The 14691-nt window shown below is 64.1% G+C and carries 15 protein-coding genes; 9 read left to right on the plus strand and 6 right to left on the minus strand.

Annotation, left to right across the window (positions count from 1 at the left end; translation table 11 throughout):
• Nucleotides 1-7 precede the first annotated feature (7 nt).
• Nucleotides 8-841: a PAQR family membrane homeostasis protein TrhA gene (trhA, locus tag ACX80B_RS04415; protein WP_459293432.1), complete on the plus strand. Its 834-nt coding sequence runs from the start codon at nt 8-10 to the stop codon at nt 839-841.
• Here trhA and ACX80B_RS04420 read toward each other — a convergent pair.
• Genes ACX80B_RS04420 through mca form a run of 3 tightly spaced genes read right to left on the minus strand, consistent with a single transcriptional unit; the run spans nt 838 to nt 4377 of the window.
• Nucleotides 838-3045 carry a thioredoxin domain-containing protein gene (locus ACX80B_RS04420; protein WP_459293434.1) on the minus strand — a complete coding sequence of 736 codons (2208 nt, stop codon included), beginning with the start codon at nt 3043-3045 and terminating at the stop codon, nt 838-840. The genes trhA and ACX80B_RS04420 overlap by 4 nt on opposite strands.
• A gap of 6 nt (nt 3046-3051) precedes the next feature.
• Entirely contained in the window at nt 3052-3402 is a 351-nt protein-coding gene (locus tag ACX80B_RS04425; RefSeq protein WP_459293436.1) for a hypothetical protein, read from the minus strand.
• Between the two features lie 42 nt (nt 3403-3444).
• Nucleotides 3445-4377, minus strand: coding sequence for a mycothiol conjugate amidase Mca (gene mca / locus ACX80B_RS04430; protein ID WP_459293438.1), 933 nt, complete (start codon nt 4375-4377; stop codon nt 3445-3447).
• Between the two features lie 77 nt (nt 4378-4454).
• Between mca and ACX80B_RS04435 the strand changes: the two genes are divergently transcribed.
• The 3 genes from ACX80B_RS04435 (at nt 4455) to ACX80B_RS04445 (ending at nt 5871) form a co-directional block, all read left to right on the plus strand.
• A complete protein-coding gene (locus ACX80B_RS04435) occupies nt 4455-4901 on the plus strand; it encodes a DUF4307 domain-containing protein (protein ID WP_459293440.1) in 447 nt (148 codons plus the stop codon).
• Between the two features lie 236 nt (nt 4902-5137).
• Nucleotides 5138-5632: a transcription elongation factor GreA gene (gene greA / locus ACX80B_RS04440; protein WP_459293442.1), complete on the plus strand. Its 495-nt coding sequence runs from the start codon at nt 5138-5140 to the stop codon at nt 5630-5632.
• Nucleotides 5633-5661: 29 nt separating this feature from the next.
• Nucleotides 5662-5871, plus strand: coding sequence for a hypothetical protein (locus ACX80B_RS04445; protein WP_459293444.1), 210 nt, complete (start codon nt 5662-5664; stop codon nt 5869-5871).
• Nucleotides 5872-5883: 12 nt separating this feature from the next.
• Here the strand turns inward: ACX80B_RS04445 and ilvA are convergent, their stop codons facing one another.
• Complete coding sequence (gene ilvA, locus ACX80B_RS04450) at nt 5884-7137, minus strand: threonine ammonia-lyase (RefSeq protein ID WP_459293446.1); 1254 nt, start codon at nt 7135-7137, stop codon at nt 5884-5886.
• 48 nt (nt 7138-7185) lie between these two features.
• A complete protein-coding gene (locus tag ACX80B_RS04455; RefSeq protein ID WP_459293448.1) occupies nt 7186-8118 on the minus strand; it encodes an aldose 1-epimerase family protein in 933 nt (310 codons plus the stop codon).
• A 137-nt stretch (nt 8119-8255) separates the two neighbouring features.
• Between ACX80B_RS04455 and ACX80B_RS04460 the strand changes: the two genes are divergently transcribed.
• The 5 genes from ACX80B_RS04460 (at nt 8256) to ACX80B_RS04480 (ending at nt 13458) form a co-directional block, all read left to right on the plus strand.
• Nucleotides 8256-9155, plus strand: coding sequence for a DeoR/GlpR family DNA-binding transcription regulator (locus ACX80B_RS04460; protein WP_459293449.1), 900 nt, complete (start codon nt 8256-8258; stop codon nt 9153-9155).
• Between the two features lie 24 nt (nt 9156-9179).
• Complete coding sequence (gene galT / locus ACX80B_RS04465) at nt 9180-10283, plus strand: galactose-1-phosphate uridylyltransferase (protein ID WP_459293451.1); 1104 nt, start codon at nt 9180-9182, stop codon at nt 10281-10283.
• Nucleotides 10283-11443 (plus strand): galactokinase, encoded by a 1161-nt coding sequence (galK, locus tag ACX80B_RS04470; protein WP_459293453.1) that lies wholly within the window; start codon nt 10283-10285, stop codon nt 11441-11443. Before galT ends, galK begins: the two co-directional genes overlap by 1 nt.
• Nucleotides 11444-11524: 81 nt before the next feature.
• Nucleotides 11525-12109 (plus strand): nitroreductase family protein, encoded by a 585-nt coding sequence (locus ACX80B_RS04475; RefSeq protein ID WP_459293455.1) that lies wholly within the window; start codon nt 11525-11527, stop codon nt 12107-12109.
• 125 nt (nt 12110-12234) lie between these two features.
• Complete coding sequence (locus ACX80B_RS04480) at nt 12235-13458, plus strand: acetyl-CoA C-acetyltransferase (RefSeq protein WP_459293457.1); 1224 nt, start codon at nt 12235-12237, stop codon at nt 13456-13458.
• Here the strand turns inward: ACX80B_RS04480 and mmsB are convergent.
• Entirely contained in the window at nt 13339-14688 is a 1350-nt protein-coding gene (mmsB, locus tag ACX80B_RS04485) for a multiple monosaccharide ABC transporter permease (RefSeq protein WP_459293459.1), read from the minus strand. The two genes, ACX80B_RS04480 and mmsB, sit on opposite strands and share 120 nt — an antisense overlap.
• Nucleotides 14689-14691: the final 3 nt, after the last annotated feature.

The raw sequence follows: 14691 nt of genomic DNA on the forward strand, positions 1-14691 counted from the left end.
TTCTGCCATGAGCCGCAACGCGCCAAACGGATCCGGTTCCCGCAAGTCCCCTGACGATTCCGGCCCCAGCAAATCGCCTGACGGCTCCCATACCAGCAAGTCCACTTACGGCTCCCGCACCAGCAAGTCCGCTGACGAATGCGGTTCCGGCAAATCCTCCGATGGTCCGATTGAAGAGTCCGTCGAAAAAGTTGCCGATGTTCTGAATATCAAACCAAAGTGGCGCGGTTGGCTGCATACCGGAGCTACCCCTCTGGCGATAGCTGCCGGAATCGTTCTGGTGGTTGTGGCGCCGACGCCTGGAGGAAAGGTCACATCGGCGATTTACGCCGTGACAGGCATCCTTCTCTTCGGCGTCAGTGCCGTCTACCATCGAGGTAACTGGTCGCCAAAAATCCGCACCATCCTCAAGCGGTTGGACCACACCAACATCATGCTGGTCATCGCGGGGTCCTACACGCCGCTGGCCTGGGCCTTACTGCCCCGGGATTCTGCGATCCTGTTGTTGTGGCTGATCTGGAGTGGAGCAGTTCTTGGCGTCTTGTTCCGCCTCTTCTGGCTGGAAGCGCCGCGGTGGCTGTATGTTCCGGTCTACATCGCACTCGGCCTCGGCGCCCTGTTCTACATACCGGACTTCTTCGCAGCCAACCCGCCTGTTGCCATCCTGATCTGCGTTGGCGGCGTGCTGTACATCACCGGAGCGGTGTTCTACGCGTTGAAGCGGCCCAATCCGAGTCCGGAGCAATTCGGCTTCCACGAGCTCTTCCACGCCTTCACCGTCGCTGCCTTCGCTGCCCATTTTGTGGCGATTATGATGGCGGTACTCAGCGTGGGGTCCTAGGTTTTCCGGCCAAGCTGTTCGAGCAGCGCTTCCACGGAATCCGCGGGCAGATCGCACACCATATCCCGGCAGACGTATGCCCGCGCGGCGCCGGAAGGACCCGATGGACGTCCCTTCAAGAGAGGCACGACAGCGCCTGGGTCTATGCCCGCCCCTGAACCTGAGTCTGCCCCTGAGACGGCGAGGACAAGTCCAGGCGAGCAAGATTCCCAAACGGTACGGACCATCGCTTCCTTTTCCGGTCCTTCCGCCCCGGTCACGGCAACCTGAAGGGGTCCGGCGTCGACGGCCTCAAGGGCGGCCAGTCCTCCGCCGACTGCACGGGGTGCCCGTCCGGCCAGTGGTCCGACATAACCAAGGATGCCTTCGCCCAATGCCCTGTGGCGGTGTGATCCGCTGTACGCGGCGTACGTGATCAGCACCTGGGCGAAGACGGCGGCACCTGACGGAGTGGGGCTGTCGAGGGGGTCGACGGCGGCGCTGCGGCCTTGTGCGTTCCACAACTGGGACGATTCACCTCCGCTGTCGCGCAATTGCCCATCGACGACGAAGCGCTCTTCGGCCGTCAAGGTCAGCCGCCCGGCCAGCTCGTACCAGTCGGTGTTCCCGGTGGCAGCGTAGAGGGTGAAGAAGCCTTCGGCGCAGAAGGCGTAGTCCTCCAGCAGTCCGCCGATCCCCTGTGCCTTGCCGTCATGCGAGACACGCTTGAGCACGCCGTCGTCCAGATGAACCTCTGCGAGATAGCGCCCGGTGCGTTCAGCTGCTGCGACAAAGTCCTGCCGGCCAAGGATCATGCCGGCCTCGGCGAGGGCGGCAACGGCCATCCCATTCCACCCGGCAACCACCTTTTCGTCCCGCGCCGGCTGGGGACGACGTCGTCGTACTTCACGCAGACGCGGCCGTACCCGCTCCCACAACTGCTCCTCCTCAGCGCTGAGCCGCTGTCCCGGATGCAGGGCCGAGCCCTCGGCTGAGACGGTCCCACGAGGGGTAATGCCCATCATGTCCGCCACCACCAAGCCGTCCGCCCCCAGCACGGATTCCAATTCCGCCCGGGTCCACAGGTAGGTTCCCCCTTCTTCATGGACGCCGCCGACCACCGTGTCGGCGTCGAGTGAGGACGCGAAGGCGCCGGAAGGGTCAAGGGCCAGGTCGGCGAGCATCCATTCGGCCGTTTCAACCGCGATCCGTCCGGCGAACTCACCGCCTCCGTCCAGCCTGCTCCACCGGGCATAAAGGCGCAGCAACTGGACATTGTCGTAAAGCATTTTCTCGAAGTGCGGCACCATCCACTTCCGGTCCACCGCATAGCGCGCAAAGCCGCCCTCGAGCTGGTCGAATAGTGCCGACGTCGCCATGGATTCGAGCGTCCGTGACGCCATGGCGGCCGACCGCGCCGGGGCATCCTCTCCTGCAGCGCCGTCGTCGGGCACCGCTTCGTCGTCGTGACGCTCCGCCCCACTGTCGCCAGCGGAGCGGGATGCGCCGCGCCTGGAGTCGGCGTGCCGGATCAGCCAGTCGAGAACCGGCGACGGCGGGAATTTGGGGGCATTGCCAAAGCCGCCGAACTCGACGTCCTCCTGGCCGGACAGGACATTGAGCGCATCCTCGAACGTCGCAGCCCGGCGCTCAACCGCGTCATCATTGTGGGCAGTCTCCGGCTGCGGTTCCACGGCGAGCGACCCGATCAGGTCCCGGTTGACGGTCAGGCTCTTGGAAAGCTGTGCCGCGAGTTGCTTCGCGCTGGATTCGACCTGCTCCCGCCGCTGCGTCCACGCTTCGTGCACCGCCTCCAACACCTGGCGGAAAGAGGCCCGTCCCGGCATGGGCGACGGCGGGAAATAGGTTCCGGCGTAAAAGGCCCGGCCGTCGGTGGTCAGGAAGACGCTCATCGGCCAGCCGCCCTCGCCGGTTACGGCCTGCGTGGCGCTCATGTAGATGGCGTCAACGTCGGGCCGCTCTTCCCGGTCAACCTTGATGCTGACGAAGTTTTCGTTGAGGTAGGCGGCGACCTCCTCGTTCTCGAAGGATTCGCCTGCCATCACGTGGCACCAGTGGCAGGCGGCATAGCCTACCGAGAGGAAGACCGGGACGTCGCGCTGCTCTGCCTCGTGGAAGGCGTCGTCGCCAAAAGGCCACCAGTGGACCGGGTTATCCGCGTGCTGCCGCAGATACGCCGAAGATTCACCGGCCAGCCTGTTCATGAAGGATCAGTTCCTCCGGTTGGATTCGGGGCCGTCATGTTCATGGCGCCCATCGGCAGCGGAATCGTCCGCATCGGAATCGTCCGCAGCCGGACCGCCCGCTGCAGTGCCGCCGTCGTTATCCTCCGCTGCTGCTGCTTCTGCGCGCGCGGCCTCTTCCTGTACCTGCTCGCGGTAGCGGACCCGGCGGACGCGTTTGGTCATGTCGCGGATCAAGAAGAATGTGATGACGACGACGAACAGTGTGGCCAGGAAGCCGAGCGTGCCGGGAGTGACGGCTTCAGGATCGAGTCCCTCGCGCAGATCTCCCCCTGGAGAGGGTTCAGTCGTCGCCAGGAACACCATCAAATTACGCACTTAAAGTCTTTCTGTTGGTCGAGCGGCCGGTAACGGCTGTCTCTATCGTATGCCCGTAAAGAAGTCCGATTCCGGCAGTTCCGTCTGCACCCGCGACTCGATCAGGGAATAATCCTCCCACGGCCAGACCCGGCGCTGCATGTCAGCCGAAACGGCGAAGAAGAACCCGTCCGGCGCCACTTGGGTCCGGTGCGACAGCAAGGCTCGTTCACGGTGCTCGAAGAAATCGCCGCAGTCGATCTGGGTCGTCGTCTTGTGCCCGGCGGGCATCGCCTGGTGGCCTTCGGCGTCGGCCTCGGCCCACGCTGCGATCCGTTCCGCATACGGCGACTGGAGGCCGGCTTCCTCGAGGGCGAAGTGCAGGGCGCGGAACCGTTCAGGGTTGAAGGCCCGGTCGTAGTAGAGCTTCAGCGGCTCCCATGGTTCGCCGGTTCCTTCATACGCTTCCGGGTTTCCTGACGCCCTGAACGCTTCGACGGCGACTTTGTGCGCCATGATGTGGTCCGGGTGCGGATACCCGCCGTTCTCGTCATAGCTGAGGATGACGTGCGGCCGGAACTGGCGGACAAGCCGGACCAGCGGTGCCGTGGCCCGCTCAAGCGGCTGCAGGGCGAAGCAACCGAACGGCAGTTCCGGCAACGGGTCGCCTTCGGGCAGTCCGGAGTCAGCGAACCCAATCCAGCGCTGCTCCACCCCGAGGGCGGCGGCGGCGTTGGCCATTTCGATCTGGCGAAGTCCAGCCAGATCACGCAGCGCATGCGGGTCATCGGCGACTTCCGCATTAAGGACAGAGCCGCGTTCGCCTCCCGTGCAGGTGGCGACTATTACTTCCACTCCGGCGGCCGCGTAGCTTGCCATCACCGCCGCACCCTTGCTCGACTCGTCGTCGGGATGCGCGTGGATGGCCAGCAGGCGCAGGCCCGTGTCGGGGCCGGAACCGGATGGGGCAGACAGAGACTCTGTCGATTGGGACAAGGAAAATCCTCCTGAAAATCCATGGCGATAAGACGCGGTAAAGTGGAACCAAACCCACCACCGCGAAGAAACCACCCGTGAGCGCCACACAGACTTCCTCCGAGCAATCCTCACCCTCAAGCCTAGCCAATCGCTATGGCTCACCCAAGCGGCGCCTGTCCCGCCGTACGCGGATAATCATTATCAGCGCCGGGTTGTTGGCCGGCGTCATCCTGATGGGGATTTTCACCGTACTTTCGTCCACGCCCGCGGTCACATCGAAGGACGTCGGATTCCAGGTGACGGACTCGACCCAGGCCTTTGTGGAGTTCCGTGTCACCAAGGATCCGGAGGCGACGGCGCAGTGCGCGGTGCAGGTGCTCAACTCCAGCTTCGCAATTGTGGGTTGGAAGGTTGCAACCATCGGCCCGACGCCGGAAACCGAGGGCGTTAATGATGGCCGCACGACGGCGGAACGCGTCTCGGTGCGGACCGAATCCCTCGGTGTGTCCGGCGGAGTCAATTCCTGCTGGATCGTCGAATAACACTGGTAATAAACCGACGCACCGGTATGGTTTTGGCTCCTGCTGTTGGGTTTCTCACCCAAACTCACTAAAATGGTTCTAATAACGTTCGCCCGCCGCTTCCGGCGCTGCTCAGAATGTGCAGCGAGGACAGCCGGCGGGTGTTTGCATGAAGGGCCTTGAGAAAACAGGGCACCTCTCAGCAGTCACCGCGCTGGACTGATCAGTTCAGTCCGAGCAGTATCGAAGGAGAAGTCGTGTCTACCACTGACGCATCATCCGTAGCCTGGCTCACCCAGGAAGCCCACGACCGGCTGACAGCCGAGCTGGAACACCTGTCCGGCCCCGGCCGGATTGAGGTCGTCAAGAAGATCGAAGAAGCGCGGTCCGAGGGCGATTTGAAGGAGAATGGTGGCTATCATGCCGCCAAGGAAGAGCAGGGCAAGATCGAGGCCCGCATCCGCCATCTGACTGACCTCCTCCGCAACTCACACGTCGGCGCGTCCCCTGCCGACGACGGCGTCGTTGAACCCGGGATGCTCGTGGTGGCCAAGGTGGCCGGCGACGAAGAGACTTTTGTCCTGGGCAGCCGCGAGATTGCCGGCGAGACCGACCTGCAGGTATTCAGCGAAAAGTCCCCGCTCGGCGCAGCGATCCACGGCATGCGGGCCGGGGAAAAGGGATCATACAAGGCTCCGAGCGGCAAGGACATTGAGGTGGAGATCGTCTCCGCCAAGCCCTTCGCCGGCTAGCACTCACTCCCGTGAAGGAGTTCCGCCCGATGTCGCGGCTCGTGAAGACGCTGTTTATCGCATCCATTGTGTGCGGCGTGGTCACGATCGTGCTCATCATCATCGGTTTCAGCAATCCCTGGATGAATACCCGTCCGGGGATTGTGCCAACCTTCATTTTCCTCACCGTGCTGCTGTCGTTCATCACCTTTGGTTTAGGTGGTGGACGACGGCGGTACTGGCTTTGGCGCCGGAAGTAGCCTTGGTGCGTGCTAGTGCACCACGATCGGGTGCAGGCCCTCCGCCCGCAGGCGTTCAAGCACGAACTCGCAATGCTCGTGGCCCTTCGCCTCGATATCCACCGTGATGGAAACGTCGCCCATGCTGATCGAGCCGCCCAGCCTGGTGTGGTCCACACCGGTGACGTTGGCATCCGACTCGGCAATAATGCGTGAAATTGTCGCCAGCGAACCCGGCCGGTCATCGAGCATCATCCGGATGGTCATGAACCGGCCCGCGGCGGATAGTCCGCGCTGAATGACTTTCAGCATCAGCATCGGATCAATGTTGCCTCCGGAGAGCACCGCCACGGTGGTCCCCGGATTCTCAATCTTCCCTTCCATCAGCGCCGCAACGCCGACAGCCCCGGCAGGTTCAACCACCATTTTCGCCCGTTCCAGCAGGAAAATCAGGGCCCGGGCGAGGGCATCCTCGCTGACGGTCACGACGTCGTCGACAAGTTCCTTAATGATGGAAAAGGGCAGCTGGCCCGGCCGGCCCACGGCAATACCGTCCGCCATCGTGGAAACCCGCTGCAGCGGCACAAGCGCATCGGCGGCGAGCGACGGCGGGTAGGCTGCCGCGTTTTCCGCCTGGACTCCAATGATCCGGATGTCCTTGCCCAGCTCCTTCGCGCGCTGTTTAACGGCGACCGCAACGCCAGCCATCAGCCCTCCGCCACCAACACCCATCAGGATGGTGTCCACGTGCGGGACCTGTTCGAGGATTTCCAGACCGATGGTCCCCTGCCCGGCAATGACGTCGACATTGTCGAAGGGGTGCACGACGACGGCGCCGGTGTCGTCGGCGTAACGCTGGGCCTCCGCGAGCGCCTCGTCGACGGTGTGTCCGTGCAGGATCACCTCTGCCCCGTGGCCGCGGGTGGCGGCAAGTTTGGGCAGGGCCACACCGACGGGCATGAAGATCCTGGCCTTGATGCCCAGCTTGCTGGCCGCAACAGCGACGCCCTGGGCATGGTTTCCGGCAGAGGCAGCGACGACACCGCGGGCCCGCTCTTCCGCGCTGAGTTTGGCCATCCGGACATAGGCGCCGCGGACCTTGAAGGATCCGGCCCGCTGCAGATTCTCGCACTTGAAGTACACCTCTGAGCCGGACTGCCTGCCGAGGGCACGCGAATTCTCGATCGGGGTCAGCTCAATGACGCCCTTAAGCAGGGTGCGGGCCGCTTCGACGTCGGCCAGAGTTACGGGCAACCCGCCTGCTGGAGTCACTGTTTGTAGCCTCATTTCCTTGTTCTTGAGTGTCAATTTGACGGTGTTCGTCTTCGGGTTTGGTTAGCCGAGTTCGGCGCTGATACCCCAACTGGCGCTGAAACTTTCCCCCGGCTCGAGCCAGCGGAGGCCCTCACCGGAGTTGAATGCGTTCGCCGGCGCGGTCATCGGCTCCATCGCCACGGCCTTTTCGACGCCGGGAAACTGATCCGTGACGAACACTTGGGTGTATTGGAAGGCACCACCGGCCCACAGGCTGACGCTGCGTCCGTCGGCGGCGGAAAGAGTGTGGTGCACCTTGCCGTCGGTGAAGTCGAGGTCGGTATAGGCCGTGTCCAGGTCGAGGTCGCCAACGCGCCGGCCGGCCCTCAAATCGAAAACGCCCGACGCCGGCTCTGTGCCTTGCGGGATTTGCTGCTCGTTGGTCAGCAACCGGGTTGCGGCGTTGACCGTCAAGTTGAGGTCCTTCGTGGGGACATCGCCGATCTTAAAATACGGATGGGCACCAAGGGCGAAGGGTGCGCTCGCCTGCGAGGAGTTGTACAACTCCTGTGTGACGGTGAGCGAGAGATCCTCGTCGATTTCATACTGCACCCGGTGTTCGACTTTGAACGGGTAGCCGTGCTGCGGGAAAATCGTCGCTGCCAGGCGGACGCTTGAGTCCGTGCGGTCGAGCATCTGGTAGCCCGCGTTGCGGAGCAATCCGTGAATGGCGTTGTTCCTTGCCACTTCTGTGATGTCGAGTTGCTGCCCGCCGCCGTCGAGCGTCCATCGTCCGTCCTGGATCCGGTTAGGCCACGGCGCGAGCATGATTCCCGAGCCCGCTGGTGGAATCCGGTCATCGGAATAGGTCTCGGTCAGGTCGATTCCGCCGCGTTGGAACGAGCGGATTCCGCCGGCAAGTTCAGCAATCACCGCGCGGGCATCACCACGGGAAATTCCGTATTGCCGGCCGGTGGCGTACGTCCGCCCGTCCCGCTCTGCATGCTCCGCCATGGAACCACGGTACCGGAGATCGCCAGCCACAGTTCAATCTCTTACGCTAAGGAAATTCCGCCCACAACCGGCGTATGGTTTTTCGGTTATGTTAGGATTTGGTTGATTTCTGTTGCTTTTGCTTGGAGAGGACGACAATGCTGGCCCCTGAACGGCATCACCGCATTGTCCTCGAACTCGAGTCGCGCGAGGCGGTCCGGGTGACTGAGCTGGCCGGAGCGCTTGGCGTCTCCGAGATGACGGTCCGCAGGGATATTGAGACGCTCGACGGCAGGGGGCTGCTCCGCAAGATCCACGGAGGCGCCAGCCGGATCCAGGCCTTCACCGCCGTCGAACCCGGGTTTGAACGGAATCTGGACCGGGAGCAGGAGGCCAAGGCAGCGATCGCCCGTGCCGCCGTCGGGCTCCTCTCCCCCGGCATGACCATTGCCCTCACCGGCGGCAGTACCACGTACCAATTGGCCGGGCAGCTGGGTGCGGTCGAGGGACTGACCGTCGTGACGAATTCGCTGAAGGTCGCCGATTCGCTGTATTCGGGGGCCGCTGGTGGTTCCGGACCGGCGGCGGGGATGTACGGGTCCGGGCCGGCGGCGGGGATGTACGGGTCCGGACCGGGTACCGCCACCGTCATCATTACGGGTGGCGAGCGGACGCCGTCGGAGGCCCTGGTGGGACCCGTCGCCACAAACGCCATCCGGACTCTGCACTTCGATATGTGCTTCATGGGCGTGCACGGAATCGAACCCGAACGCGGGCTGTCGACACCGAACATGCATGAAGCCGAGACCAATCGTGCGTTCGCGGCATCGACGAGTGAGCTGGTGGTGCTGGCCGACCATACGAAGTTCGGCATTATCGCGCTGGCGGGCATCCTTCCGCTGGACGACGTCGATACCCTCGTCACGGACCGGCTTCCGGCGGGCGCGGCGGGCGATGGATACCGGAAAGCCGTGGCCCGGATCCTGACCACTGATGACGTGGCAACGGCGCCAAATACCGAACGAAGCGCCGCAATGAGAACCAAACCCGAGGCCTGAGATGACGAATGGAACGGAAACCGCATGACCCTGGTGACACCAACGCAGCTGGCCGATGGCCGCGAGCTGATCTATTTCGACGAAACCGAGGCGTCCGCCGAACGGCACCGTGACGCGGAGCTGGCCCGCGATCGGCGCCCGCTGGATCCGCGTGGCAGCACCGGACAGATGCGCTACGACGCCCTGAATGATGACTGGGTCGCCATCGCTGCGCACCGGCAGACACGCACGTATCTGCCACCTGCGGACCAGTGCCCGCTGTGTCCGACAACCGACGCGAACCCGTCGGAGATCCCGGCCGCGGACTACGATGTCGCAGTCTTCGAAAACCGCTTCCCCTCGTTCGGTCCGGCCACCGGGCCTGTCCCGGAGCAGCCGGTTTGGGGCACCCACGGCTCCTCATTCGGACGCTGCGAGGTCGTGGCGTTTACGCCGCAGCACACCGGTTCGTTCGCCGGTCTCGGAGCAGAGCGGGCACTGACAGTGATTGACGCCTGGGCCCAGCGCACGGAGGCGTTGTCGGCGCTCGATGGCGTGAAGCAGGTGTTTCCGTTCGAGAACCGCGGAGCTGACATCGGAGTGACGCTGCACCACCCGCACGGCCAGATTTACGCTTACCCCTACATCCCCGCCAAGTCGGTTGCGATGGCTGAGGCTGCCCGGAAATATTACGACGACGCCGACGGCACCAGGACGCTAACCGGTTCCATTCTCGCGGCCGAGCGCGAAGACGGCTCGCGGATGATCCGCGAAGGCGAACACTTCAGCGCCTACGTCCCGTTCGCGGCACGCTGGCCGTTGGAAGTCCACTTGGTGCCGCACCGGCAGGTCCCGGATCTGGCTGCGCTCAGCGGAGCCGAACGCGAGGAACTGGCCACGCTGTATCTGGACCTGCTGGGCCGGTTCGACGCGATGTACCAGACGCCCACTCCGTATATATCCGCCTGGCACCAGGCACCGCTCGACAAGCGGCTCCGTCCGGCCAGTTACCTGCACCTGCAGCTGACCTCGCCGCGCCGCGCGGAGGACAAGCTGAAGTTCCTGGCCGGTTCGGAGGCTGCCATGGGCGCCTTTATTAATGACACGACGCCGGAGGATGTTGCCCGGCGGCTGCGGGAAGTGAAGTAATGAACACCAACAACTCCCTCGACCGGCTCGCCGAAGAGTTCGGCCGACAGTTCGGAACTGAACCGGAAGGCATCTGGTCCGCCCCGGGCAGGGTGAACCTGATCGGAGAGCACACTGACTACAACGGCGGCTTCGTCCTGCCGTTCGCCATCGACCGGCGGACCCGGGTGGCCGTGCGCGCCCGCACTGACCGCAAGATCCAGGTCGCGTCCACCTTCGCCGGCAGCTCACCAGCCACCATGGATATCGACGACGTCGGACCGGGCACCGTCAGCGGCTGGTCGGCGTATCCACTGGGCGTGGTCTGGTCGATGCGAGAAGCCGGAGTGAACCTTGGCGGCTTCGACATGCTCATCGACTCCAGCGTCCCAGTCGGTGCCGGACTGTCGTCGTCGGCGGCAATTGAGTGCGCCGTCGCCGTCGCCATTAACGATTTGGCCGATGCGGGGCTGTCCCGGACGAGGCTTGCGTTGATTGGCCAGCGGGCCGAAAACGAGGTTGTCGGCGCGCCAACAGGAATTATGGACCAATCAGCGTCGCTGCTGGGGCAGGAAGGTTCGGCCGTCTTTATCGACTGCCGCTCGTATGGATCCGAACTGGTGCCGCTCGACCTGGCCGGCTCGGAGCTCGTGCTGCAGATTATCGATACGAAGGTCTCGCACTCCCATGCCACCGGCGGCTACGCGGCCCGGCGTGCCTCCTGTGAACGCGGTGCTGCCGAATTGGGAGTTGATTCGCTGCGGGATGTCACCGCGCCGGAGCTCGACGGCGCCGCCGGCCAGCTGGATGAAGAGACCTTCCGCCGTGTCCGGCATGTGGTTACCGAAAACGAACGGGTCCAGCAAACCGTGGAAGTGTTGCGGACACAGGGACCAACCGCGATCGGGGAACTATTGGACCAGAGCCATGTTTCCATGCGGGACGACTTTGAAATTTCCTGCCCGGAGCTCGATCTCTCTGTCGAAACGGCACGCAATAATGGCGCCATCGGTGCGCGGATGACCGGCGGCGGCTTTGGCGGTTCAGCCATTGCGCTCACCCCCGTGGACCAGGTCGAAGCCGTGCGGGCGGCCGTGCTGGCCGGATTTGAACGGGCGGGGTGGACGACGCCGGATATTTTCGAGGTCCAGCCCGCAGATGGGGCCCACCGGGCCTGCTGAATCCCGGCCCGATCGTTGGGCGGTGCCGACGCATTCAACGCCCGGTTCGCCACGGTGCCATTGCCGGGCGAAAATGGAGGCATGAACAACGAATTCCTGCGCACCATGTCCGAGCGCCGTTCCGTGTCCACGGTTGATGAGACGGCGCCCAGCGACAACGAACTGCGGGAGCTGCTGACCGCCGTCGTTCCCGTTGCCGACCATAAGGGACTGCGGCCGTGGCGCCTGGTCGCGCACCGTGGTGACGACCGGCTGCGCGTCGGCGATGCGCTGGCCCGGGGTGACTTGAAGCGGAGCCACGAACCGGAGGACAAAGCGGTCGAGCATTTCCGCAAGAAGGCCACGCGGGCACCGCTGCTGATCGCGATTATCGCCGAGCGGCGCAGCCGGAAGTTGCCCAAATGGGAGCAGGAGGCGGTGGCTTCGGGCGCCGCGCACCTGCTGGAGCTCGCCCTTTTCGCCGCCGGCTGGGGTGCGATGTGGCGTTCGGGCGTGGGCACGGAAACCAAGGCGGTCCGCCGTCTCTACGGGCTGGAAAAGCGGGACCGGCTCCTCGGGTGGCTCTATGTCGGCGGGGTTCCGGAACGAAGCGACGGCAGCAGAACCACCAAGCCCAAGAAGCGCCCGGATCCGGCACAGTTCCTCAGCCGGTTGCCGGAGGAGTAACGGATGCCCGCGGGCAGTTCCTCACGGGCACGTCCAAAAGAGTAACGTCAATTACGACGACGGCGGCGGCAGCCTGGTGAGGCCAGGCCACCGGCCGCACATCCGCATTGGCAAAGGAGTCCGTGATGGCAGAAGCAGTGATCGTTTCGGTGGCACGCAGCGGGATTGGCAGGGCGTTCAAGGGATCGCTGATCGGCGAACGGCCGGATGACCTCGCCGCGGCCATGATCAGCGCTGCGCTGGACAAGGTTCCCGAACTGGACCGAAACCAAATCGAGGACATCTACCTGGGCTGCGCAGAACCGAGTGGTGAGGCCGGATCCAACATGGCCCGCGTGGCCGGTGTGCTGGCCGGAATGGACGATGTTCCAGCCTCCACCGTCAACCGCTTCTGCGCCTCAAGCGTGCAGACGCTGCGGATGGCCTTCCATGCGATCAAAGCAGGTGAGGGCAGCGCCTTCGTGTCCGCCGGCGTCGAATCTGTCTCCCGATACCAGAACTGGGCCGGGGCGGGCGAGACGGCCGGTTCGAACCACAACCCAAAATTCGCCCAAGCCGGCCAGCGGACCAAGGAACAGGCGGTCACCAATTCCGCGTGGACCGATCCGCGGGACGAGGGAAAGCTGCCGGACGTCTATGTCTCGATGGGCCAGACAGCCGAGAATGTAGCGACATCACTGGGGATCAGCCGGCGGGAGCAGGACGAGTGGGCCGTGCTCAGCCAGAACCGGACAGAGGCTGCGATAAAGAACGGCTTCTACGCCCGCGAAATCACGCCGTACACCCTGAGCGATGGAAGTGTCTTCGAACGGGACGATTCTCCGCGGGCCGGCGTGACGCTGGACGCGGTCAGCCAGCTGAAGCCGGTCTTCCGCGAGGACGGCACCATCACGGCGGGTAACGCCTGCCCGCTCAACGACGGCGCCGCGGCCATGGTCGTGATGAGTGACGTGCGGGCCCGGGAACTCGGTCTCACCCCGCTGGCCAGGATCGTTGCGACGTCGGCCAGTGCGCTCTCCCCCGAAATCATGGGGCTGGGACCGATCGAGGCGACCCGCAGAGTCCTGTCCCAGGCGAATCTGACCATCGATGACATCGACCTGGTCGAACTGAACGAGGCCTTCGCCGTGCAGGTGGTGGCCAGCGCACGCGAACTCGGCATTGATCCTGCCAAACTCAACGTCCATGGCGGCTCTATCGCGCTGGGCCACCCCTTTGGAATGACCGGGCTACGTCTGACGACCACCCTGCTGAACGGGCTCTCCGCCACCGGCGGCACTCTCGGACTTGTCACCCTGTGTGTCGGCGGCGGCCAAGGCATGGCCTTGGTCCTGGAGCGGCTTAGCTGATCCGCCCCGGCCCGGGCCGCGGTCACGTCTGGGCTTGGAGGCTCCGGCCACGCGGCGCTTGTTGAAGACGTCGAAGGCCACCGCCAGCAGCAGGACCATGCCCTTGATGAACTGCTGGTAGTCCGTTCCGACACCCATCAGGGACATGCCGTTGTTCAGCACACCCATGATCAGGCCGCCCGTGATGGCACCCACGACGGTGCCGATACCGCCTGTGACGGCCGCGCCACCGATGAACGCTGCGGCGATGGCGTCCAGTTCAAACAGGTTTCCCGCACCCGGTCCGGCAGAGTTGAGCCGGCCGGTGAAGACCAGACCGGCCAATGCCGAGAGCGCACCCATGTTGACGAACAGGTAGAAGTCGATCTTCTTCGTCTTGACTCCGGAAAGCTCCGCAGCGTGTAGGTTCCCACCGCGGGCGTAAATGTGCCGGCCGAAGACGCTCCGGTTCATCACCGAGCTGTAGATAACGATCAGCGCGCCCAGCACCACCAGGACGATCGGCGTTCCACCGCGGGAGCTGCCCAACAGGTAGGTGACTCCGAGGATCATGATGATGCCGAAGGCCAGCTTGGTGGTGAACCATGCCTTGGGTTCCTCGTCCAGGCCGAGCCTGCTGCGGGATTTGCGGGACCGGAGCTGCTGGGCGGTCAGCAGTACGACGGCGAGCAGGCCAAGGCCGACGGTGGTCCAGTCGAAGATATTCGTCTCCGGCGGAAAGAGCCCGGGGAACAGGAAGCCGCCGCCGAGCTGGCGGTACTCCTCGGGAAAGCCTGTGATGCGCTGGTTCTCGAGGACGATCTGCGTCAGGCCGCGGAAGATCAGCATGCCCGCGAGCGTCACGATGAAGGCCGGAATGCCGACATAGGCAATCCAGAATCCCTGCCATGCACCGACCAGTGCGCCGACGACGAGTGAGGCTACCAGTGCCAGCCACCAGGGGAATCCCCAGTCCTGGATCATGACGCCGGACATCGCGCCGACAAACGCAGCCACTGAACCGACCGACAGGTCGATATGGCCCGCGATAATGACCATCACCATGCCGATGGCCAGCAGCAGAATGTAGCTGTTCTGAACGACAATGTTCGAAACGTTCTCGGGCTGCAGCAGTGCTCCGGCGGTCAGGATCTGGAAGAAGCCGACGATAACCAGCAGTGCGACGAAGATGCCGATTTGCCGCAGTCTGCTGGTCAGGAAACTGGTGGCATCCTTGAGGGTCGTAACCATTCG

The sequence above is a fragment of the Arthrobacter monumenti genome (genome assembly GCF_054511255.1).

Bases quoted from the DNA above. Each gene is read 5' to 3' on its own strand.
- ACX80B_RS04420 (WP_459293434.1), bottom strand. From the start codon at position 3,045: ATGAACAGGCTGGCCGGTGAATCTTCGGCGTATCTGCGGCAGCACGCG.
- ACX80B_RS04480 (WP_459293457.1), top strand. From the start codon at position 12,235: ATGGCAGAAGCAGTGATCGTTTCGGTGGCACGCAGCGGGATTGGCAGG.
- ilvA (WP_459293446.1), bottom strand. From the start codon at position 7,137: ATGAGGCTACAAACAGTGACTCCAGCAGGCGGGTTGCCCGTAACTCTG.
- ACX80B_RS04455 (WP_459293448.1), bottom strand. From the start codon at position 8,118: ATGGCGGAGCATGCAGAGCGGGACGGGCGGACGTACGCCACCGGCCGG.
- ACX80B_RS04445 (WP_459293444.1), top strand. From the start codon at position 5,662: ATGTCGCGGCTCGTGAAGACGCTGTTTATCGCATCCATTGTGTGCGGC.
- ACX80B_RS04460 (WP_459293449.1), top strand. From the start codon at position 8,256: ATGCTGGCCCCTGAACGGCATCACCGCATTGTCCTCGAACTCGAGTCG.
- mmsB (WP_459293459.1), bottom strand. From the start codon at position 14,688: ATGGTTACGACCCTCAAGGATGCCACCAGTTTCCTGACCAGCAGACTG.
- trhA (WP_459293432.1), top strand. From the start codon at position 8: ATGAGCCGCAACGCGCCAAACGGATCCGGTTCCCGCAAGTCCCCTGAC.
- galK (WP_459293453.1), top strand. From the start codon at position 10,283: ATGAACACCAACAACTCCCTCGACCGGCTCGCCGAAGAGTTCGGCCGA.
- galT (WP_459293451.1), top strand. From the start codon at position 9,180: ATGACCCTGGTGACACCAACGCAGCTGGCCGATGGCCGCGAGCTGATC.
- ACX80B_RS04475 (WP_459293455.1), top strand. From the start codon at position 11,525: ATGAACAACGAATTCCTGCGCACCATGTCCGAGCGCCGTTCCGTGTCC.